Consider the following 22,544-nt stretch of genomic DNA (forward strand, 5'->3'; position numbering starts at 1 on the left):
TCTTTCTGGCTTTGAAAACAGAGGACGGCAGGATTACCGGGAAAATTTCATTTTACTGCCGGATGCTTGGCATCAGCCGGCAGGATTTTTATAAATATCTCGCGAACAAAGACCGCCCATGGAAGTATCAGGATCTGGCAGATGTAATGAAAGAGATCTACCGCGAGGATGAATGCAACGATACCTACGGATGGATTCGGATGTATCAGGCGCTGCTACTGAAACAGCCGGAGGGCATCCCTATTCCCAGCGAACGGACTGTGTACAGAGTCATGGATCAGATTGCCCTTAGTCATCGCCCAAAGCGCAAACCGAACGGGATTACAAAAGCTGACCGGGAAGCAATGAAATCGGAGGATCTGCTGAAGAGGGATTTCCGTTCCGATGCGCCGCTGCAAAAGTGTGTCACCGATATTACGGAGATCAAGGCGGCAGACGGGAAACTGTATGTATCTGCGATTTTCGACTGCTTTGATCTGTGCGTGCTCGGTCTTGCAATGGAGACGAATATGAGAGCAGATTTATGTGTCCATACATTAGAGAACGCTCTGACTGCCTATCCATCTTTGAGAGGATCCATTATCCATAGTGACCGTGGAGCACAGTATACCAGTGAGATTTACCGTCAGGCCATTAGCAGACACGGCATCCGCCAGAGCATGAACAGTGCCGGAGGGATGTGCCATGATAATGCACGCTGCGAAAGTATGTGGGCACGGATGAAAACCGAACTCCTATATGATCGTTACGATACAGAGCGGATGACTGTAGAAGAATTAAATGTATTAATATGGCGCTACTTTATTAGTTACTGGAACAACCGGAGGATATGCTCCGCCAATGGCGGTCTTCCCCCATGCTAAGACGCAAGCAGTATTATGAAGTTTTGGGACTTGCAGTATAATCAGTGATATCTTTGAGAAAAATGTGTCAACTAATATTGACAATATCACTTTGTATTCGTGGTCATATTGTCTGTTTTCTGCCATTTTTGTTCACTCCTTATTCTCTTGATTATATCTCAAATCCTTGAGAATTGGGTGTCAACTTTTTTTATACCACATCAAAGTAATATAATAAGGGACAGAATGTATTACTTCCTCGCTAATAGGAGAAATACGGGGTGTTTAGCGGAACTTTTTTTCGAATAATCAAAGAAAATTTGAAAAATATTTTTGAAGGGGGTTCCTGCGGTGTACGACGAACCCAAGCGATACGAAAATGACAATCTTTATGATGAAGATACTGATTATTATGATGAATACGACACGGACGCTTCCGATTACATAGACGAAGATGAAGAAGATGAAAATGCCCTTTGGGATGACGAGGAAGATACCACCGATGAAGCCGATCCCAATGAATCTCCCCGAAAGAAGCGAAGAGAACAAGTAACATTTTCCAGTATTGAGGATGAAGAAGCCGAAGAACAGGAGCAGGCACAACGCAGGCTTGCCGAGGAACAGCGGCTCATTGACGAACTGGAAGCCGATGCAGAGGAACATCCCATAGAGGATGACGGGGACGATACCGGAGATGAGCAGCCCGAACGAAAACTCTTAAAGCGTGAGCTTCGGGCGCAGGCTCTGAAACGGTTGGAGGATTCTGCCCGAACGCTCAAAGATTACGAAAACCTTGTGGCGTGGTATGATCGGCTCGATGCCAACCGTCAGCGCAAGGAGCGCTATCACGAGCTGTACCGAAGTGGTGACGATGTTCCCCTTGACTATGGAGCAGCCGAAGGCGGGCTGTACTTTCCCGACACTCTCAACGATGTGTTGTCCAAGCTGGAACGCAAAGGTGATTTCGTAGATTCCATTTTCTACTGTCCTTACGACATCCACGAGCTTGTGACGGATGGGGATATATCCAATATCCTGCGGGAATTGAGCGAAGATAGCAAATTCCTTATGTTCCTGTGGGCACTGCGGCAGTATAATTCTGTCAGAATTGCCGCTATTCGTGGGCAGTCTGACCGTAACATCCGCAAAGTGCGAAACACGATGCTCAAAAAGATACGAAAAAAGCTGCTTGCCGCACTTACCGAAAAAGTGCAGATACAGCAGCCCTTGAGCTTGCTCGATAAAGATTTTTTAAGAGAAAACGGTGTAGATATTGAAAACAACAGTGATGCGTAATATAATAATGGATAATATCGGTTACAATATATAGTGGAGGGTAAGAATATGGCTAATATCAATACGGATGAAGCAATGCGCGAATTGACAATGATGCTGATATACCTTTCCCGATTTGCACAGGGAGAGAAATTTGACGAAGCAACTGATTTTTATGCTTGGAAAGGATATGACTTCGATATTCTAAATGAACTGGATGATGCGGATTACATAAGACAGGGCAACCATCCATCCCGTTCCAAATCCGTTTACATTACCGAAAGCGGTATGGAACAGGCTCAAAAGCTCTTAGCCAAATATGGGATTGAAGATTGGAAGCGTAGGTGAGAATATGAAGAATTTATTTGAACGCACCAGTTGCCATTGGGTGCGATATAGTGAATATGAATGGAAAACGGCGGAGAACGGCACTTTGTACCTCACGCCGACAAAAATGGCGCAGCCCGGCATTTATGATCCGTTGAGCGAATATCAGCGGCTTATTCTGGACGCCATTGACATTGGCCGCATGGAATCGCAGAAGAAAACGCCGAAAGAGATACAAAAGGCAATTCAGATATTTGCAGTCAAGTACGGCTTGCTTGGCCTTATGACGGCACTGCCTACCACACCGAGCTTTATGGATTATGAGGCTGTATATCTGCCAAAGAACCATTTTATCCGTGAGGAATCCATGGACACAATGGACTATCTGGATTTGTTCTTTCCTTTTGTTAAGCCGGATGTGGTCAAGCGTGGAGTGGAATCCATGTGGAGCATCCAGAATGATCGTGCAATGATGGCGCTTGCCATGACCATGACCGACAAGCCGATGGCGGTCAATATGAGCTTCCAGAGAGAATATGCCGAGCCTTATGAGTGGATAAAGCAGCAGTTTATTGACATTGCCTTTACCTATCTGACCTCCGTGCTGTTCTACGAGGATTACGACACGATGACCCCCGAACAGCGGCTTTTGATGCAGCAGGGCATGGAAGCCTTCGGCGGCAATGCACCGACCTACCGTATTGCTTTACTGGATAAGCCGACGATTGTGTGGAATTTTCACTCCCTTATGCTTGGGATACAAATGATGTTCAGCTTTATGCTGACCGACACGGAAAAACCCATCCGCATCTGCAAGCATTGTTTGCAGACCTTTGTGGCAAGCAGACCGAGTGCGGTATTTTGCAGCCCTCAGTGTAAGAATAAGTATAATGTTTATAAGAGTAGAGCGAAGGACAAGAAAGATTGATCGCAAAGGAAACGAGGTATAAACTATATGAAATTATCTGATTTTATAGGCGAAGCTACGGAATATGATAAGAAAGAAATGCTCGAAGAACGCAAGCCCAAAAGTTGGTTAAAAAGCGTAAGCGCATTTGCCAACGGGATCGGCGGCGCATTGTTTTTCGGTGTGTCCAACGATGAAGTTCTTGTCGGTTTAGATGATGCAAAGGGTGTCTCTGAGAAAATCAGCGAAGCTATCAAAACCAAAATGGATCCTGCCCCGCAAGTGATTTTGGAAATTCACGCAGAGGACGGTAAAGAATTCGTTGTATTGCGAGTTCCGTCTGGGCAGGAAACTCCTTATTACTACACGGGCGATGGTAATAGAATAGCCCATGTTCGCATCGGCAATGAGAGTGTCCCTGCAAGTGCGGTAGATTTGAAGCGGCTTGTTTTGCGTGGAAGCAATACGTCTTTTGACAGCCTCTCTACCCGTTATTCATTTGAATCGCTTGCCTTTACGAAACTGCGCTCCGTTTATCGTATGAGAACGGGTACAGAGTTGACGGATTCCGATTTTGTTTCTTTTGAGCTTGTTGATGAAAACAATATGCTGACCAATGCAGGCGTGTTGTTGGCGGACGAGTCTCCGATGCGGCACTCTCGCCTGTTCTGCACTCGTTGGTACGGCTTGGACAAAGCCTCTGGCATTATGGAAGCACTTGATGATAAGGAATACAGCGGCTCATTGGTGTCTCTGTTGCAGAACGGCACCGAGTTCGTTAAGAACAATACCAAGAAACGGTGGAAAAAGACCGGCAATGGACGGGTGGAGATGCCCGAATACCCCGAACAGGCAGTACATGAGGTCATTGTCAATGCGCTGATTCATCGTGACTATATGGAGATCGGCAGCGAGGTACACATTGATATTTTCGATGACCGAATGGAAGTATATTCCCCCGGTGGAATGTTTGACGGCTCTATCGTACAAGAGCTTGATACGGACAATGTTGCATCCAAACGCCGCAACCCTGTGATTGCTGATATTTTCAGCCGTATGCACTTTATGGAGCGTCGTGGCAGCGGTTTCAAGAAGATCAAGGCAGATTATCGCCATGCGGTCAATTACCGTCCCGAAGTCGAGCCGATGTTCAGATCGACACCCACATCTTTTTTTGCTACGCTCTACAATCTGAATTACAATGTTCCAATTGAAAAGGTGTTAATTGACCCGGAAAAAGTTGCAGTTGACGGAGAAAATGTGTTAATTGCTTCTGAAAACCTTTTAATTGAAGCTGCGATTGACAGTTTGAACGCAAACAAGAACACTAAGGAAAACGCAAAAAAACTGTTTGCCCACATGAGCTTCGATGGAGTATTTGGACGTAATGATATAATGGACATCGTGAACATCTCTATTACTGCTGCCGGTAATCTCATAAATAAACTGAAAGAAACAGGACTGATTGAACCGATCATCGGGCAAGGTAAAGGCAAGTATAAATTTACAAAACCAAAGAAATAAGTGTGACCCTGTAAAACGGAACTGCCTATTAGTGACCAAGATAGTTTAGGGCAGACAGCGGATAAGCGGCTATTGGGCATACATTATCAGTCTCCACCCCCAAGGTGACTGTAGAGGTAACTGTTCGCTCCATCAAAAAGCTAATGCCCGTTATCAGCCAACATAGCCGATAACGGGCATTCGTTTAAGAATATACAAGTTCAGTCAAGACGATTTCCTCCGCACGGTTGCGGATGTTGTTTTTACGGCGTACCCATTCCATTTGGTCAGCCGTTTTGAGTGCCTCGGTCACGCCCTCCTGCTCCGACATAGCGGATACGTATATCCCTGGTTACGAAGTTCTCCAACCATTCTTCGATATCCATAGTCTTTATTGAATTTATGAATCTCAATGATCTTTTCTTCTATTTCTTTGTCAGGATTTGCTCTTTCGAATCGTTTTTGCCAATACATACAGGTCGCTTTAGGCATTCCTGTGTACGAGAGAAGGTCTTTTAATCTAAACTCTCTTCGGAGACTGCTGATGACGCGCGCCGTTCTCTCATTTTTGCTTCGTCCTCTAAACGCAGTCTCCTCAGTTCTTTTAAAAAGGTGTTCTCTATCCTTAATTTAAGAAGTTCGTCCTCTAGTTGTTTTATATATTCAGCACTTACACCGGTGGAAGGAGCATTTGTTGATTGTACATTAATTGCATTATCCAATATTTTCTTTCGACCTTTCTTATGTGGTTTCAACGCCTCAGGGCCTGCTATGCGAAAGCGACTAACCCAACTAGTTATTAGGTTTGGATTTAAGATGCCTTCTCGAATAGCCAACTCCTGATATGATACTTCACTTGATAGATATAATTCTACTATAGAAAGTTTCTTTTCAAAAGAATAAGTTGCATTTTGCCTGGAACTAAATAATCCTTGATCCCCAAAATTTCTATAATTGGCAATCCATTTTCTTACATCTGTATCTGAGCGTACACCATATTTCTTAGCAATATACTTAAAACTTCCTTCGCCATTAAGATATGCCATAACTACTTTTTTCTTAAATTCAAAACTATACTTAGCCATAAAAATACCGACCTCCAATCGTTAGATTTCAGGTCTAACTTTTTGGGGTCGGTACATGCACAGAGCTTTTTGTATAGTTGATACTTTTATTTTTTCGGCAGATTTAAAATTACGATGGAGAAAAAAATCAACAGCATGCCGGCAGCTTTGCCAAAGGTTAGGGGCTCGGCGAAGACCAGCATCCCTAGGGCCGCCGCCACGAAGGGCTCCACGGTGGCAAGAATGGAGGCTTGCCCCGGCTCCACCTGCTCCAGCCCTTTAGTATAAAAGATATAGGGGATGACGGCGCAGACCAGACCCAAACCCAGGCTGCACAGCACGCTGGTCAGGTCGAGGCGGGCAAAGGCTTCCCTGTTAAAGTCCGCCAATGGCACGGAGGCTAAAGCGAAGTAAAAGGTATAGGCGGTAATGGTCGGCGAGGAATATTTTTGTACGGCGTATTTGCCGAAAATGCTGTACAGCGCATAGCCTACGCCGCTGCCCAAGCCGTAAAGCAGGCCGGCCAGCGTCAGCGTCAGGCCGCTGCTGAAAGCGCCGGTGACGAAGGCGCAGCCGATGAAGGTGCAGGCCAGCGAAACGCCCTTGCGAAGATTAAAGCTTTCTCCAAAGAGCAGCAGCGACAGCAGCATGACGAAGATGGGCGCGGTATAAAGCAGCAGCGCCGCTACGGCCAGGCTGCTTTGCTGCATGCAGTTAAAGTAGCAGTAATTGAAAAATACCAGACTGCAGATGCCCGTGCCTGCAAACAGCCAGGCGTCGCGCAGGCGGATGCGCAGATGGCGCAGCCCCAGCTTGCAAAGTACAAGAGTTATGCAAAAAGCCGATGCTATGGCGCGCAGCGCTACAATCTGCATGGAGGTGAAGCCCTGCCCCGCCAGAATTTTGACAAAAAGGCCGATGAGTCCCCATAGAGCCGCCGCGCTGATGATGTAAAGATAGGCGCGGGCTTTCATTTGGTAGCCTCCTGAGTTTTTTTACGCTGCCAGAAGGCGCGGAATTTACCGATCAGCTCTTTGGCTTCGGGCTTGGCAGGCCACAGCTCCTGCTGCTGGGAGCAGCGCATGGCGGCGGCCAGATGCTCGTAAATTTCCGGGTAGCGGCCGTCGAGCTGGGCGATATGTTCTTTGATATCCTGCCGCATGGTATGACCGTCGTAGGGGCAGGGGTTTTTGATGGGCTCAAGGTTAAGTTTGGCAACCAGCCGGCGTATTTCGCTTTCCCTGTAATACAGCAGTGGACGCAGTACGGTAATGCCGGAGCGTGAAAGAGGCGTTACCGGCAAAAAGGTGCGCAGCTGGCCCGAGGTTACTAAGTTCATAAAGAAGGTTTCGACGGCGTCGTCGTTATGGTGCGCCAGCGCTACCTTGTTGAAGCCCAGCTCCTGGGCGCGGCGGTTAGTGGCCGCCCGGCGGAAATAGGCGCAGGTGAAGCAGGGGCTGCCGCCCTTGCGGGCGTGGGCGGCCATTACGTCCACGTCGTCGCTGTAATGCTCCAGCCCGTACTGGGCACAGAATTCCTGCAGGCGCTGCCTGGGAAAGTCGGGAGAAAACATACCGTTGACGGTATAGCAGGCCAAATCAAAAGGGATTGGAGAATACTTTTTGATTTCCGCCAGCATAGCGGTCAGCAGCATGCTGTCCTTGCCGCCGCTGAGGCCGACGAGAATGCGGTCGCCGGGCTGCAGCATATCGAATTCTATGATGGCCCGCCACAGCTTGCTGAGGTCCTCGGCGGGCACGAAGGGTTTATTTTTACTCATAACAGACTCCTTTAAGCGTCAGGCTCAAGATAAATTTATTCTAGCACATTAGGGCGCAGGGCTCAATATATACGGCGCAGGTATATTTTATGCGCGGCGCATTAACGGCAGTAATGCAGACGCTCATCGAAAGTTGACTTTCTGCCATTCAAAGTATATAATAAAAACAGAGATAGCTGATTGGGCAAGTCAGCTCTCCCCGAGAAATTAAAAATTTGACGGAAGGCCGCTTAACCGCATGTTAGGCGGCTTTTCTCATTCCTATTTGCGGAATGAGAGAATGAGAACTACTAGGGTTGCAAAGCTTATCATTAAAGATAAGACCTCGAATACCGTCATAGTACATCACCCCCTACTCTTAGGGAGTAGGAAAGCCGACTATCAGCTATCTCATGCAAGGTATTATATCATAAGTTTTATTTTAGTTAAGGAAAAGCCTTGGTCACATTCTTTCCGAATGCGCTTAAAGCAGAAATTTTAACGCCGGTAAGTAAAGCTGTGAGCAAGGCTTTATATTTATTTGGAGTGCGAGTTTTTGTTCTCTGACTGAGTTTGGCAGAGCCGCGGCAGTCATGGTATAATGTGAATGCTTAGCGATTGCGGAGCCGAAGGCGAACGCAGAGCTTAGCAGAACATATGCCCTTGTGGTATAATAAAGAACGAATATTTTAGTAAGCTTTCGGCTGCCGTCGCGGCCGGATATTTGACGGAGGTTATTGAAAGATATGACGGATACATTGCAGGGTTTAAATAAAGAGCAGGCGGACGCCGTACAGACGATTAACGGCCCCATGCTGATTTTAGCGGGTGCGGGCAGCGGCAAGACGAAGGTTCTGACCTGCCGCGTGGCGCATTTATTGCAGCAGGGCGTGCGTCCCTACCGCATTTTGGCGATTACCTTTACTAATAAAGCCACCGCGGAAATGCGCGAGCGTGTAGATAAGATGGCGGGGCTGGCTGCTAAGGACGTGTGGCTGTTTACCTTCCATGCCTTCTGCGCCCGCGTGCTGCGCCGCGATATCGATAAATTAGAGGGCTATAGCAATAATTTCGCTATTTACGATACTACGGATACGAAAAATCTGATTAAGCAGATTCTGAAAGAGCTGGATTTGGACGAAAAGCGTTTTCAGCCTGCGGGGATTATCGGCCGTATCAGCAATGCGAAGAACCAGCTGCAGTCGGCGGCAGATTTTGCCAAAGAGGCAGGCGATTTTTACGAGCAGAAGGTGGCGCAGATCTACGAAGCCTACGAAGCGAAGCTGCGGGCCAATAACGCCGTGGATTTCGACGATTTGCTGCTGCTGACGCTGCGGCTTTTGCAGCAGAACGAGGAGGTACGCAATAAATATCAGGATAAATTTGATTATCTGATGGTGGACGAGTACCAGGATACCAACCACGCACAGTATTTGCTGACGAAGCTGCTGGCCGCCAAGCACCGTAATATTTGCGTGGTAGGCGACGCGGACCAGAGCATTTACGGCTGGCGCGGCGCGGATATCCAAAACATTTTGGATTTTGAAAAGGATTACCCCGACGCTAAGCTGGTGAAGCTGGAACAGAATTACCGCAGCACCCAGGTGATTTTGGATGCGGCTAACGCGGTTATCGAAAACAATACGGGGCGCAAGCCGAAAAATTTGTGGACGGATAACGGCACAGGTACGGAAATTACCTATTATCAGGCGGTGGACGAGCGGGACGAGGCTCGCTTCGTCATCGAGCGCATGCAGGAGCTGCAGCAGCAGGGTGAGCGCTTAGGCGATATGGCCGTGCTGTACCGCACTAATACCCAGTCCCGCGTGTTTGAGGAAATGCTTATCAAGAGCGGCATCGCTTATACGATGGTGGGCGGCACCAAGTTTTATGAGCGCAAGGAAATTAAGGATATTATCGCTTATCTGAGGTTGATTTTTAACCCGCACGACGGCTTGAGCCTGCTGCGTATTATCAACGTGCCGCGCCGGGGCATCGGCGACGCGACGCTGGCCCGTTTGCAGGCCTATGCGGCAGAAACGGAGCAGAGCCTGTTCGATGTAATTTCCAATGCTTCGGCAGTGCCGGGGCTGAGCAGCCGCTTTGTGAAAACTTTGGACGAGCTGGCAGGTCTGCTGTTTGAGTTTATGGGAGATGCTGAGGAGCAAACGGTGAAGCAGCTGATTACGGACGTGATGCAGCGCACCGGCTATCAGGAGGAGCTGGAGCTGAGCCGCAGCGCTCAGGACCAGAGCCGCCTGGAGAATTTGCAGGAGCTTTTGAGCGTGGCCGAGGATTTTGCTGAGAAGGCGGCCCGTAACGGCGATGAGGCTTCTTTGGAAAACTTTTTGTCCGACGTGGCTTTAGTATCGGACATCGACGACGCCGAGCTGGGCGACGATGCGGTGACGCTGATGACGCTGCATTCGGCTAAGGGCCTGGAGTTCCCCACCGTATTTTTGGTGGGCATGGAGGAGGGCATTTTCCCACATGCCCGCACGCTGCTGGACGAAAACGAAATCGAGGAGGAGCGGCGCTTGTGCTATGTGGGCATTACCCGTGCGGAAAAGCGCCTGTATTTAAGCAACGCCCGCGCGCGTATGATTTACGGTCATACGATTTCCTATCCGCCCTCCCGCTTTTTGCAGGAGGTGCCGCGGAATTTAATCCACGTTTATAAGCGGCCTGCGCTGCCGCGGCCCGCTCTGCGCCCGACGGAGCAGCGGCAGGAGGCACGTCCCAAAACCGCCAACTGGTTTTTGCAGCCCAAGTCCAGCTTTGTGCCCAAGGAAAGCGGCGCTGCTAAAAGCTTCCGCGCAGGCGATAAGGTGCGCCATAAGAAATGGGGCGTAGGTACGGTGGTGGCCGTGAAGGACAGCGAGGACGGGCAGGAGGTCAACGTGGCTTTCGCAGGCGGCGGTATCCGCAGTCTGCTGACCAAATACGCGCCGCTGGAAAAGCTGTAGGCTGATGCTGCGCAGCAGGGTTATATACAGGAGAGAAAATTATGGCAGAAACGGATTTATTTGCGGACGAAAAGACGCAGGATCTGGCCGAGGCCGAGCAGCTGCGTCAGGAGATTCGCCATCATGAATATTTATATTATGTGCTGGACGCGCCGGAGATTACCGACAGCGAATATGACAGGCTGCTGGTGCGCCTGCGCGAGCTGGAGGCAGCCTGGCCCGACAGCGTGCCTGCCGATTCGCCGACACAGCGCGTAGGCGGACGCGCCAGCTCCCAGTTTGCCGAGGTGCGACATTTGGAGCCGCTTTTGAGCTTGTCCAACGCTTTTTCCGAAGGCGAGCTGCGGGCCTTTGACGAACGGGTCAGGAACGGCCTGCCTGCGGGCAGTAAAGTGGAATATGTTATGGAGCCCAAGATAGACGGCCTGGCGTGCAGCTTGATTTACGAAAACGGTCGTCTGGTGCGCGCCGCTACTCGCGGTGACGGCGTGGTGGGCGAAAATGTGACGGCTAATGTGCGAACTATCCGCAGTATTCCGCTGGTGCTGCAGGCGCCGCCGGGTGAGCAGCTGCCGGAACTGTTGGACGTGCGCGGCGAGGTCTATATGCCGCGGCACGCCTTTATGAAGCTTAACGAGCAGCGTTCGGAGCGGGGCGAGAGCGAATTTGCCAATCCGCGCAATGCGGCGGCAGGCAGTTTGCGCCAGCTGGACCCGCAGGTGACGGCCAGCCGTTCTTTGAGTTTTTTCGCCTATTATATCGTGGGTGAGGGCGCTCGCGCTAGGCACAGCGATTCGTTGGCGGCTTTGACGGCCTACGGCTTTAAGGTCAGCGAAAATTATAAGGTGGTGCCGGATATCGACGGCGCTTTGGCCTATATCAAGGATTTTGATGAGCGGCGCTCTGGCTTGGCTTACGATACGGACGGCGCGGTTATCAAGGTTAACGAAGTACGACAGCAGCAGCTTTTGGGCGCTACGGGCAAGGACCCGCGCTGGGCTATCGCCTTTAAATATCCGCCGGAGCAGGCGGAAACCACGCTGGAGGATATCGACTGGCGCGTAGGGCGCACTGGCGTGCTGACGCCGACGGCGGTGCTGACGCCGGTGAAGCTTAGCGGCAGCGTAGTCAGCCGGGCAACGCTGCACAACGAGGATTTTATTAAAGCCAAGGATATTCGCTTAGGCGATAGGGTTATTATCAATAAGGCAGGCGAAATTATTCCCGAGGTTCTGCGGGTGGCGGCAGAAAAACGCACGGGCGCGGAAAAGCCGGTGGAGATACCGACGGTGTGCCCGGAATGTGGTTGGAGCGTGGAGCGGCAGGGCGCGGAGGCGGCCATCCGCTGTACTAATCCGCACTGTCCCGCTTTGGGGCGCGAAGGGCTGATTCATTTTGTCAGCCGCGACGCTATGAACATCGACGGCTGCGGTCCGTCGGTCATCAATCAACTGCTGGACGCCGGTTTGGTGCGCGACGCTGCCGATTTGTACAGCCTGCGGCGGGAGGATTTGCTGCAGCTGGAGCGTATGGGTGAAAAGTCTGCCGATAATTTATTGCAGGCTTTGGCTGCCAGCAAGGAAAACGAGCTGGACAGGCTGCTGTTCGCCTTGGGCATCCGTCATGTGGGCGCGAAGGTGGCGCGGATTTTAGCGGCGCAGTTCGGCAGCGCGGATAAGCTGCTGGAGGCGCAGCCGGAGCAGTTGGCGCAGATTCGCGATATCGGCGCAAAAATTGCCGAAAGCGTAGTTACCTGGTTCAGCGTGCCGGCCAACCGCGATTTGCTGGAGCGTCTGGCGGCGGCCGGACTTAAAATGACCTTTACTGCGCCGGAGGCCAAAGAAGATAATCCCTTCTTCGGCAAAACGCTGGTCTTTACGGGCACCATGCCTACGCTGGGACGGGTCGAAGCCAAAACCATGGCGCAGGATGTAGGCGCTAAGGTCAGCGGCAGCGTCAGCAAAAAGACGGATTACGTTATCGCCGGCGAGGAGGCCGGCAGTAAGCTGGACAAGGCGCGTCAGCTGGGCGTAACGGTTATCGACGAAGCAGAATTTTTGCGTATGCTGCAGGGAGAAAGATAAATTGCGTTTACGGAGGTATTTTTATGGATCAATTGGAATGGCAGGGATATGTGCATCGGGTCGCTACCTATGATTGCCCCATCCCTTTAAGCTTTATTAACGATTATAACGACTGGAAATGCCGCAGCACCGTGGGGCGCATGCTGCTGATTTTAAAAGACGTGGAGGGCGCGATGGCCGTTCTCGCGACAGTTAGGGACGTGCAGCCCGATATGGAGGATGCGCCGGATTTTGGCCTCAGCGAGGCCGAACATAAGGTGCTGTGCCTGCGGGATATTGCGCAGATTATCTGGCAGCTGACGGGAACCATAGAAGCGCCGCTGGTTTATTTAAAGGAAGCCTATCGTTTGTGCCGCGCTTATCCCCATGTTTTCCGCAGCGCCGACCGCGGCAAAATTTGGGTGCGCCGACTGGAGCTGCTGCGCAGCGGCGGGCAGGAGGAAAAGGCTGCGGCCGAAGCTGCGGCGATGCTGGAGCAGGAAAAGGCAAACGCGGGCGTAAATCCTTATCGCTTCCGCGCTTTGGTATTTATGGCCGAAGGTCTGGCAGCGCAGGGCGCATATGAGGACGCTTGCGCCAAAATCGCGGAGGCTTACCAATCGTTCCCTCTGACGGAAGCGGCGGAGCGCGATTTGGCTGAAGCCGCGGCAGCGGAGGACGCGCAAGAGCGCTATGCAAAGTACCTTCACTGCACGACCATCCAGTACCAGCCGTGGGAGCGCGACAATGTGCCGACGCTGGCGGAGGTGCGCAAATTGCAGGAGGATAATTTCCGCAGGCGACAGGAGTCTGAGCATAGCGGGCTTAACGCAGCTGATTTAATCGGCCAGTTAAAATGAGTAATTAAAGGTTTTTATACAGGACTTTGTCAAATCTGTTAAAATATCTTATAGCTATTTTAGAAAAATTGTGGTGAAGGGATGTGTGGAAAACCTATGAAAAAATATCTTTTAGCTTTGAGCGCAGCCGCCGCGCTGCTCGTGCCGCAGGTTGTGGGCGCGGAGGGCTTCGCTATTTACGAATGGTCCGCTGAAGGTTTGGCTATGGGCGGCGCGCGCATGTTTGCCGAGGACGACGCCGCTAATCTGGCTTATAACCCTGCTTCCATTACTAAGGTGGAGGGCGAAGCGCTGAAAATAAGCGCGACTTATTTAAGCCCGCACGGCAAGTATGACTTGGAAGGTTCGCCTTTAGAACAATCCGGCCATAACAGAGTACACCCGGCATGGGCTCCCGGCAGCTACTATGTAAAGCAGGTGAACGATAAGGATTGGGTCGGTATCGGCGCGTATAGCCGCTTTGGCATGGTATCGCAGTTCGAGCGTAGTTCTGCTGCTGGCTCTAACGCTTTTAGTTCGAAGCTGAACGGCCTGAGCTTGGGCGCTAACTATGCGCATAAGTTTGATAAAAAATGGACAGCTGCTTTAGGAGCTGAGGTCAACTATGTTGGCTTGCAGCTGGATAAAAATATTGCAATGGCTATTGCCGCTGCGAATGGTAGAGCGGCAATGCATATTGAGGGCGAGAGCTATGCGTTGGGGTGGAATGCTGCTGCTAACTATAAATTTGACGAAAAAAATGAAATGGGTATAGTTTATCACAGCAAAATAAACCATTCCATGGAAGCGGATTATGACTTTCATCCGCGGCTGTCTGCCTTAGGCAGACCTGTTAACATGGATATATACGGTGATGCTTATGGGGTAGTTACTCTGCCGGAAAGCTTAGATATTGGCTACAGTCATAAATTTGACGATAAAACGCGCGTTGAACTGAGAGGCACTTGGACTCGCTGGGAGCGTTATGACGCTTTGAATCTTTCGTTTTCTAATGTTCCGTTTAGCTCGGATAATCCGAAAAACTGGTCGAATGGCAAACGCTTTGCCATAGGCTTGGAGCATAAATTCAGCGATAAGTACAGCGGTATGCTGGGCTACGCTTTCGATGAAAGCTCCATTCCTTACGACGGCGGCGATTTTATGATTCCGACCGGCACGCGCACGACTTATTCTGTTGGTATGCAGTACCATGATAAGAAGCAAACCCTGGGCTTTGCGCTTGCCTGGATGAATGTAGGCTGCCTTGACTTTAAAGGTGGAGCAACTGATTTGTATGATAGCGTTCATACGCGCGACAGCTATACCAAGATTGCTTCCATTTCTTACCAACGTAAATTTTAAATGCAAAAAAACAAAAGGTCTTTCTCTGCGGAGGAAGGCCTTTTACTTTTTTTATCGATGAAGGCAAGACAAAAAAGCTTTTTTGTAATATAATAAAAAATTAGAATGGAGCGAACTGCGCTGCTGTAAGGCACGCTGTTTGCGCCATACTTTAAGCTAAATTGCAGGTGACGTTTATGTCAGTGATTTTTTATTTCAGCGGTACGGGCAACAGCCTGGACGCTGCCAAGCAGGCTGCCGCTGTGCTTCCGCAGTGCCGCTTGGAGCCGATGGCCGCGTATCTAGCGCATCCCTATCAGGTGGAAGACGAGATTGTGGGCATCGTCTGCCCGGTGTACTGCTTCGACCTGCCGCCGCTGGTGCAGAATTTTTTGCGGGCTTTACAGGCCGGGACAGAGTATTGCTTTGGCATAGCGACTATGGGCGGCAACCAGGGACGGGCGCTGAAGCATTTGCAGGAGCTGTTGGCAGAGAAAAATATAACGCTGGATTATGCTGCCGCCGTCGTGATGCCGGATAATTTCTTTATGGCTTCGCAAATGCACAACGATGCAACGCTCATCGCCGCTGATAAAGCGTTGGCGGAGATCGTAACGCGGCTGCACGAGCGTAAGCGTGACGTAAGCCTTTGCCAAGAGCGCAGGCTGTGGAAATATTTTGGCGTTTCCTTGAGCTGGTGCTTCCTGCGCAATGTGCTGCGCGTGGGCAAGCTGCGGCTGCGTCCTCAGCGCTGCGTAGGCTGCGGCCTGTGCGCTAAGCTGTGTCCTGTGGGCAATATTACTATGGAAAAGCAGCGGCCTGTTTTCGGGGATAAATGCGCTTATTGCTTTGGCTGCCGTAATTGGTGTCCGCAGCATGCTATTCAGATGGGCGGCATGAAATCTAAGGCCAATCTTAGCTATACTAATCCTAATATTAAAATAGAAGAATTATTGCATCAGGAGGTTAAATAATGCAAGCATATAATCCTGTGAGCGAAGCAATGCTCGAAGAGCTGCGCGCCGCATTGGGCGCAGAAAATGTTATCACCGATCCCGAAAGGCTGGACGCCTACAAAACTGACGAGGAATATGACCCGCGCCGTTTCCGCGTGCCGGAGGCCGCAGTGCGTCCCGCAGATGCGCAGGAGGTGGCTGCGGTAGTGAAGCTGTGCAACAAGTACATGGTGCCTGTAACTGTGCGCAGCGGCGGCACCAGTCTGGCTGATGGCGCGATTGCCGTTTGCGGCGGTATCATTCTGTTGATGGAGCGCATGAATAAAATTATTGAAATGAATACTGAAGGTATGTACTTAATTGCCGAGGCTGGCGTGCGCACCGTGGACATTCAAAAAATGGCTAATGAAGCGGGGTTCCTTTACGCTGGCGATCCCTGCAGCGCCGAATCCTGCATGATTGGCGCTAACCTGGCGACTAATGCGGGCGGCAACAAGGCTGTGCGCTACGGTGTAACGCGCAATCAGGTTTACGGCTTTGAGATGGTTACGCCGGAGGGCGAAATCGTTGAGGTGGGCGCACGCTTGAAAAAATGCAGCACCGGCTACTGCATGGAGCAGCTGGTTATGGGCAGCGAGGGCACGCTGGGGATTATCACAAAAGTAACACTCAAGCTGCAGCCTTTGCCGCCGTATCGTTTCGACGTGCTGGCTGTGTTCGAGGATCCGCATATGGCGCTGTCTCTGGTAGCGAAAATAAATAAGGCCGGCATCAATCCGACAAGTATCGAATATATGGATAATTCGTATGTGCGCGCCACTGCCGATTATATTGAATTTAAAGGCGCGCCGCATTATGAAACGGGCATTTACGTTATCATTACGGTGGAAACCTTTACGGAGGACGAGCTGGATACGAAAATGGAACAGCTCAGCGATTTGTGTGAGGAAGCGGGGGCTATCGACGTGCTGGAGGCTGACGACCGCATTTGGGCGATGCGTCGCAACTGTCAGGAGTCCATCAGCCTGGTGAGCAAGGTTTCCCTGACGGACGACGTAGTTGTGCCGGTGGATAAAATTGCGACGACGATAAAAGAGATTATGCATATCGGCTCCAAGTATCCTTTCCCTATTCCCGTAAAAATCAACGCGCATATTGGCGACGGCAATCTGCATATTGTTTTGTGCAAATGCGATATGAGCGATGAGGAGTGGGAAAGCAACGTGCATGCTTTCCACGAGGAGGTTTACGCTTATGCTTACGCGCAGGGCGGCCGTCTGGCGGGCGAGCACGGCATCGGTGCGAAGAAGCTGTCTTATATGGAAGAATTTACGCCTGCGGGCGAGCTTGAGCTGATGCGGAAAATTAAACGCGCATGGGATCCGAATAATATTTTGAATCCCGGCAAGATTTTTAACGCTTAAAACATTGCTCGCATCGTTTGATAAATTGAAATCGGGGGGAACTTTATGGCGAAATATAATACTGTTTCCGAAGAATTTTTAGAGGAGCTGCGCGCCGTTGTGGGCGACGAGTATGTGCGTACCGATGCGGTTACGCTGGATACCTATAAAACCGATGAGGAAAAGGACGAGCGCTGCTTTCATTTGCCGGACGTGGTAATTTCTCCCGCTGACGCGCAGGAAATTGCCGCCGTAGTAAAGCTGTGCAATAAATATTTGGTGCCGCTGACGGTGCGCGGCGGCGGCACGGGCATTACCGACGGCGCTATCGCTGTGTGCGGCGGCGTTGTGCTGCTCATGGAACGGCTCGATAAGATTATCGAGATTAATAAAGAAGGTATGTACCTGGTGGCGCAGGCCGGTGTGCGCACTATTGATATTCAAAAAGCCGCTAACGAGCAGGGTTTCTTATACGCGGGCGACCCCTGCAGCGCCGAAAGCTGCCAGATTGGCGGCAATATGGCGACTAATGCCGGAGGCAATAAGGCCGTGCGCTACGGCGTAACGCGCAATCAGGTTTACGCGGTGCAAATCGTAACGCCGACGGGCGAAATTGTGGATTTGGGCGCGCCGCTGAAAAAGTGCAGCACAGGCTACTGCATGGAGCAGCTGGTAATCGGCAGCGAAGGCACGCTGGGCATCATTACGCAGGTCACGCTGAAGCTGCAGCCCCTGCCGCCCTACCGCCTGGATTTGCTGGCAGTGTTTACCTACCCGGTGCAGGCTATGAGCGTGGTGCCGAAAATTATCAAGGCTGGCATCAATCCTACCAGCATTGAGTATATGGATAACGCCAATGTGCGCACTACGTCCCGCTTCCTGGAATTTTCCGGCGCGCCCCACGCCGACGAGGGCATTTACGTTATCGTGACGGTGGAAACCTTTAACGAGGACGAGCTGGATATGAAGATGGAGCAGCTGGACGCAATCTGCGAGGAATGCGGCGCTATCGACGTGCTGGAGGCCGACGACCGCATTTGGGCTATGCGCCGCAACTGTTTGGAATCTGTAAGCCTTATAAGCAAGGTCTGCACTACGGACGACGTGGTGGTGCCCGTGGACAAAATGAGCGATATGGTGAAGTTCATTATCGAAACGGTGAAGAAATATCCCTTCCCGCTGCGGATTAACGCACATATCGGCGACGGTAATCTGCATATCGTGCTGTGCAAGCTGGATTTAAGCGACGAGGAGTGGGAAAGCAATCTGCGCCGTTTTACGCAGGAGGTTTATACCTACGCTTACGCTCACGGCGGCCGTTTGGCGGGCGAGCACGGCATCGGCGCTAAAAAGCGCGAATTTCTGGAGGAATTTACTCCTGCCGGAGAGCTGGAGCTAATGCGTAAAATTAAGCGCGCCTGGGACCCCAATCTGATTTTGAATCCGGGCAAGGTGTTTAACGCCTGACGGAAGGTTTATGTGCGGCGCGGAACTGCGGGCCGTGATAATATAAAGTAGCACAGTAGTATAGAAGTAAAGGAGCATTTTGATTTATGGCTAAGTATAATCCCGTAACAAAAGAAGTTTTGGAGGCTTTGCGCGCCGCTGTAGGCGCAGAATACGTTAAGACCGATGCGGAAACGCTGGAGCGTTATAAAACCGACGAGGAGCCGGACCCGCATTACCACCATTTGCCGGAAGCAGTAGTGCTGCCGGGAAGTACGGAAGAGGTTGCAGCTATTATGAAGCTGGCCAATAAATTTTTAGTTCCGGTAACGCCGCGCAGCGCCGGAACCAGCGTATCCTGCGGCGCTATCGCCGTATGCGGCGGCATTGTACTGCTGATGGAGCGCATGGATAAGATTATCGAAATGAACGCCGACGCTATGTATATGGTAGTGGAGGCCGGCGCGCGCACCGTAGAGATTCAGCAAATGGCTAACGAAGCAGGTTTGCTGTATGCAGGCGACCCCTGCAGCGCCGACAGCTGCTTAATCGGCGGCAATATTGCTACCAATGCAGGCGGCAATAAGGCCGTGCGTTACGGCACTACGCGCCATCAGGTTTATTCTGTAGAAGTGGTTACGCCGACGGGCGAGATTGTGGAGCTGGGCAGCCGTCTGAAAAAATGCAGCACCGGCTACTGCCTGGAGCAGCTCATTATGGGCAGCGAGGGGACGCTGGGCATTATTACCAAGGCTACGCTAAAGCTGCTGCCGCTGTGTCCTTACCGTTTGGATATTCTGGCTGTGTTTACCGACGTGGCCAAGGCCGTGGATTTGGTGCCTAATTTGATTAAGGCCGGGTTGAACCCCACCAGCGTGGAATTTATGGATAACGGCTTCGTGCGCGCGGCCAGCGATTACGCCGAGCTGCGCCTGCCCCATTATGAGGACGGCAGCTACGTTATCGTGACGGTAGAAACCTTTAACGAGGACGAGCTGGATATGAAGATGGAGCAGCTGGACGAAATCTGCACTGCCTGCGGCGCTACCGACGTGGTAGAGGCCGACGAGCGCGTGTGGAAGGTACGCCGCAGCTGTCTGGAAGGTTCCAAGGCTTTGAGCAAGGTTTCCACCTCTGACGATTTGGTGGTGCCGGTGGATAAAATTGCCGACTGTCTGAACCATTTGATGGAGGTCTCCCAGCAATATTCTTTCAAATGTATGTGCCTGGCTCACGCAGGCGACGGCAATCTGCATTTCAATATCCTGAAAATGGATTTGAGCGATGAGGAATGGGAAAAGCAGGTCAACGAATTCCACAGCATTTGCTACGCTTACGTTTACAGCCTTGGCGGCCGTTTATCCGGCGAGCATGGCATCGGCGCTAAAAAGATTGCGGCGCTGGAAAAATACTGCAACCCTGTGGAAATGTCCATTATGAAAACTATTAAAAAGGCTATGGACCCCAATAATATACTGAATCCCGGCAAGCTGCTGAACGCTTAAAGCAACAGGCTTGCTCTGACGGCGCGCTTTGGCAGCAAGGCGCGCCGTTTTTATGCTTGCATAAAGTATAAAGACTTTCTAGCAATTATTTTTGCAGAGGCATACTATATTTTCCTCTGCTTGCGTTTCAATAGGATATCTTTAAAAAAATTATCGCATCAGGTAGATACAAGGCTTGTTTATGACAGAAAGAAGTGTTATAATGCTAACAGGTATTTACATAACGTCAGAAAATATTATTATATATAAATTAAGGAAAGGGTGTATGTGAATGACAGAGGATTACAATAAGCTCATAGGTACTCGCGTAAAAATGCTGCGCGTCACCAAAAATATTTCTCAGACGGAGTTGGCCAAGCAAATTGGCGTTACTCAAACTCATTTAAGCAATATTGAAAACGGCCGCGCCGGTTTGACAATTCCCAACCTGATTAAGCTGCGTGAAGCGCTGGCCTGCACTATCAGCAGCTTTTTCGTGGATATTGAGGGAGCAGTTGAGGAGCCTAAGAAGGAAGAGGTTACTTTGGCCGATTTGACTGAGCTGCTGCTGCTGCTGAAAAAGAATAAAGGTAATTGATAAGCTGTTGCTTTTTGCAGGGACCATTGCGGCCCCTGCTTTTTTGTAGTAAATTATAATTTACGGCGGCAGGAATTTTACGTTTTATGGCGAAATTTATCTATTATATATTTCTATTTAAAGGAGCAGATAAATGAGTACATTCACCAAGGTCCTGCTGGCCACGGATCTGTCCCCGCAGGCCGATAAGCTGACTGAGTGTCTGTTTAGCTTGTGCCCCGATACGGAAACAGAAGTGGTTTTGGCGCACGTATTTGAAGATGACGACGACGCCGACCCCGACGGTAGCAGCTATAAAAAAGCGCGCAGCCGTCTGGAAGGGTATAAAAACGATATAGAGCAAGCAGGCTATGAAGATATTTCCATCGTTATGCCGTCCGGTGAAACAGCTCCGGCTTTGGCTGCCTTGGCCGAAGAATGCGAAGCCGATTTGCTGTTAGTTGCTTCGCACCGCAAGGGCTTTTTTAAACGCGCGCTGATGGGCAGCACGACCTATGAGCTGGCCAGAGCGGCTAATCTTCCGTTGCTGATAAATAAGGACGAGGAGGACGAGACGACCGGCAATTTGTTGGAAACGGTGCTGCTGCCTACGGATTTTTCGCGTAAATCACTTGAGGGGCTGAATATTATCCGCAGCCTGCGCGAATTTGTGGGTAAGGTGATTTTTGTTCACGTTATCGAGCATAGCCGCAGTAAGCGGGATTATAAAGAAAAGTACGGCAGCGCTATGCTCTTTTTGCAGGAGCTGGTGGACGAGATGAAAATTTTCGGCATCGACGCCGATTACCGTATCGCCCATGGCGTGGCTTCTAAAAAAATAGCGGCTATCTGCGAGCGCGATAACGTCAGCCTGATTATGCTGGCGAAAACCGGCGCCGATATGACCAGCGGCGACGATTTAGGCAGCACGTCGGAAAACGTGGTGCTTAATGCGGATTGCGCGGTCATGCTCTTACCTGCTGAGGATAACGACGATTGACAGAGCGCGGTGAAGTTGTTGTATTAAAGTAAATACAGCTCATTAAAAAGCGGCGTCCGTAAGGGCAGCCGCTTTTTAGTCTTACTGCCGCTTCCTGCACTGAATATCTGGCAGGTAAAATATAAAATTTTTTACAGAAAGTTATTGACTTTAACGCTTAAAGTCAGTATAATAATATACGCAGTTGTGCTACTGTGTGCGCCGTCAAAGGTGCGAATTGAAAATGGTTTAAGTTTTCAACCTTGGAGAGATGACCGAGTGGTTGAAGGTGCACGCCTGGAAAGCGTGTGTACGGGATACCGTACCGAGGGTTCGAATCCCTCTCTCTCCGCCATAAAATCGGCCGCCAATAGCGGTTTTTTTATTGCTTCTCTGTGGGACCGTAAATTCGGGTCCTGCGCAATGGGAGCCTGTGAACCAGGTCAGGTCCGGAAGGAAGCAGCCTTAAGCGGATACTTTCATGTGCCGCGGGGGCGCCCGGATTTGCGGCCCTACAGGGAAGTAAGCAGCGCCGAGCGAAAGCTCGGCGCTTTTTTGCGTTTATAAGGGATTTGCACATGGACTGCTAAAGTGGGGTAGAACTGAGGGCAAGAGCGGGCGCGGAAGCGCCCGGTTAAAGCTGGTGTCTGATTAGAACGCAACCTACATAAATTTTACTAATTTTCGCGATAAGTCTGACTAATTTACTCTTGCCGGGGGGGACAAGTGTGGTATAATGTATCCAAAGCAAGGTGCGGACGTGAGAGATTGCTCTGTCAGGGGTGGCAGGGTTTGAAAAGTTCGCTGCGAGTC

18 protein-coding genes, 1 tRNA gene, 1 other RNA gene and 2 pseudogenes are annotated in these 22,544 nt (G+C 50.6%); 17 read left to right on the forward strand and 5 right to left on the reverse strand.

The window, feature by feature from the left end:
- The 5 genes and pseudogenes from QZ105_RS06015 to QZ105_RS06035 form a co-directional block, all read left to right on the forward strand.
- Nucleotides 1-904: pseudogene (locus tag QZ105_RS06015) on the forward strand (IS3 family transposase); the annotation flags it as partial.
- A gap of 289 nt (nucleotides 905-1,193) precedes the next feature.
- The gene (locus QZ105_RS06020; protein ID WP_293728951.1) at nucleotides 1,194-2,138 is read left to right on the forward strand and encodes a hypothetical protein; all 945 of its coding nucleotides are present in this window, start codon (nucleotides 1,194-1,196) and stop codon (nucleotides 2,136-2,138) included.
- A 48-nt stretch (nucleotides 2,139-2,186) separates the two neighbouring features.
- The gene (locus QZ105_RS06025; protein WP_293728952.1) at nucleotides 2,187-2,465 is read left to right on the forward strand and encodes a DUF6429 family protein; all 279 of its coding nucleotides are present in this window, start codon (nucleotides 2,187-2,189) and stop codon (nucleotides 2,463-2,465) included.
- Between the two features lie 4 nt (nucleotides 2,466-2,469).
- Nucleotides 2,470-3,372, forward strand: a complete 903-nt coding sequence (locus tag QZ105_RS06030) for a hypothetical protein (RefSeq protein WP_293728953.1) — start codon at nucleotides 2,470-2,472, stop codon at nucleotides 3,370-3,372.
- Nucleotides 3,373-3,399: 27 nt separating this feature from the next.
- On the forward strand, nucleotides 3,400-4,875 hold the full coding sequence (locus QZ105_RS06035; RefSeq protein WP_293728954.1) for an ATP-binding protein: 1,476 nt from the start codon (nucleotides 3,400-3,402) through the stop codon (nucleotides 4,873-4,875).
- A 184-nt stretch (nucleotides 4,876-5,059) separates the two neighbouring features.
- Here the strand turns inward: QZ105_RS06035 and QZ105_RS06040 are convergent.
- The 5 genes and pseudogenes from QZ105_RS06040 to QZ105_RS10565 form a co-directional block, all read right to left on the reverse strand.
- Nucleotides 5,060-5,188: pseudogene (locus tag QZ105_RS06040) on the reverse strand (TnpV protein); the annotation flags it as partial.
- Between the two features lie 181 nt (nucleotides 5,189-5,369).
- Nucleotides 5,370-5,939, reverse strand: a complete 570-nt coding sequence (locus tag QZ105_RS06045) for a transposase (protein ID WP_293728955.1) — start codon at nucleotides 5,937-5,939, stop codon at nucleotides 5,370-5,372.
- A gap of 86 nt (nucleotides 5,940-6,025) precedes the next feature.
- Entirely contained in the window at nucleotides 6,026-6,892 is an 867-nt protein-coding gene (locus tag QZ105_RS06050) for an EamA family transporter (protein WP_293728956.1), read from the reverse strand.
- Nucleotides 6,889-7,698 (reverse strand): tRNA 2-thiocytidine biosynthesis TtcA family protein, encoded by an 810-nt coding sequence (locus tag QZ105_RS06055; protein WP_293728957.1) that lies wholly within the window; start codon nucleotides 7,696-7,698, stop codon nucleotides 6,889-6,891. The genes QZ105_RS06050 and QZ105_RS06055 overlap by 4 nt, the downstream gene beginning before the upstream one ends.
- A gap of 261 nt (nucleotides 7,699-7,959) precedes the next feature.
- Complete coding sequence (locus QZ105_RS10565) at nucleotides 7,960-8,037, reverse strand: putative holin-like toxin (RefSeq protein WP_366936003.1); 78 nt, start codon at nucleotides 8,035-8,037, stop codon at nucleotides 7,960-7,962.
- Between the two features lie 386 nt (nucleotides 8,038-8,423).
- On the opposite strand from QZ105_RS10565, the gene pcrA reads away from it, so the two are divergent.
- From pcrA to ffs, 12 genes are all read left to right on the forward strand, one after another.
- Nucleotides 8,424-10,643 carry a DNA helicase PcrA gene (pcrA, locus tag QZ105_RS06060; protein ID WP_293728958.1) on the forward strand — a complete coding sequence of 740 codons (2,220 nt, stop codon included), beginning with the start codon at nucleotides 8,424-8,426 and terminating at the stop codon, nucleotides 10,641-10,643.
- Nucleotides 10,644-10,684: 41 nt separating this feature from the next.
- Complete coding sequence (ligA, locus tag QZ105_RS06065; RefSeq protein WP_293728959.1) at nucleotides 10,685-12,727, forward strand: NAD-dependent DNA ligase LigA; 2,043 nt, start codon at nucleotides 10,685-10,687, stop codon at nucleotides 12,725-12,727.
- Between the two features lie 23 nt (nucleotides 12,728-12,750).
- Entirely contained in the window at nucleotides 12,751-13,566 is an 816-nt protein-coding gene (locus tag QZ105_RS06070; RefSeq protein WP_293728960.1) for a hypothetical protein, read from the forward strand.
- Nucleotides 13,567-13,662: 96 nt separating this feature from the next.
- Nucleotides 13,663-14,907, forward strand: a complete 1,245-nt coding sequence (locus tag QZ105_RS06075; protein ID WP_293728961.1) for an outer membrane protein transport protein — start codon at nucleotides 13,663-13,665, stop codon at nucleotides 14,905-14,907.
- 176 nt (nucleotides 14,908-15,083) lie between these two features.
- Entirely contained in the window at nucleotides 15,084-15,860 is a 777-nt protein-coding gene (locus tag QZ105_RS06080) for an EFR1 family ferrodoxin (protein ID WP_293728962.1), read from the forward strand.
- A complete protein-coding gene (locus QZ105_RS06085; RefSeq protein ID WP_293728963.1) occupies nucleotides 15,860-17,266 on the forward strand; it encodes an FAD-binding oxidoreductase in 1,407 nt (468 codons plus the stop codon). The genes QZ105_RS06080 and QZ105_RS06085 overlap by 1 nt, the downstream gene beginning before the upstream one ends.
- A gap of 45 nt (nucleotides 17,267-17,311) precedes the next feature.
- The gene (locus QZ105_RS06090; RefSeq protein WP_293728964.1) at nucleotides 17,312-18,712 is read left to right on the forward strand and encodes an FAD-binding oxidoreductase; all 1,401 of its coding nucleotides are present in this window, start codon (nucleotides 17,312-17,314) and stop codon (nucleotides 18,710-18,712) included.
- An 86-nt stretch (nucleotides 18,713-18,798) separates the two neighbouring features.
- On the forward strand, nucleotides 18,799-20,196 hold the full coding sequence (locus QZ105_RS06095) for an FAD-binding oxidoreductase (protein ID WP_293728965.1): 1,398 nt from the start codon (nucleotides 18,799-18,801) through the stop codon (nucleotides 20,194-20,196).
- Between the two features lie 271 nt (nucleotides 20,197-20,467).
- The gene (locus QZ105_RS06100; RefSeq protein ID WP_293728966.1) at nucleotides 20,468-20,773 is read left to right on the forward strand and encodes a helix-turn-helix transcriptional regulator; all 306 of its coding nucleotides are present in this window, start codon (nucleotides 20,468-20,470) and stop codon (nucleotides 20,771-20,773) included.
- 133 nt (nucleotides 20,774-20,906) lie between these two features.
- Nucleotides 20,907-21,752 carry a universal stress protein gene (locus tag QZ105_RS06105; protein WP_293728967.1) on the forward strand — a complete coding sequence of 282 codons (846 nt, stop codon included), beginning with the start codon at nucleotides 20,907-20,909 and terminating at the stop codon, nucleotides 21,750-21,752.
- Nucleotides 21,753-21,996: 244 nt separating this feature from the next.
- Nucleotides 21,997-22,086, forward strand: a tRNA-Ser gene (locus QZ105_RS06110).
- A 52-nt stretch (nucleotides 22,087-22,138) separates the two neighbouring features.
- Nucleotides 22,139-22,238, forward strand: an RNA gene (gene ffs, locus QZ105_RS06115) — signal recognition particle sRNA small type.
- The last annotated feature ends 306 nt before the right edge of the window (nucleotides 22,239-22,544 follow it).

The organism is uncultured Phascolarctobacterium sp., assembly GCF_905212365.1.
Classification (GTDB): Bacteria; Bacillota; Negativicutes; order Acidaminococcales; family Acidaminococcaceae; genus Phascolarctobacterium_A.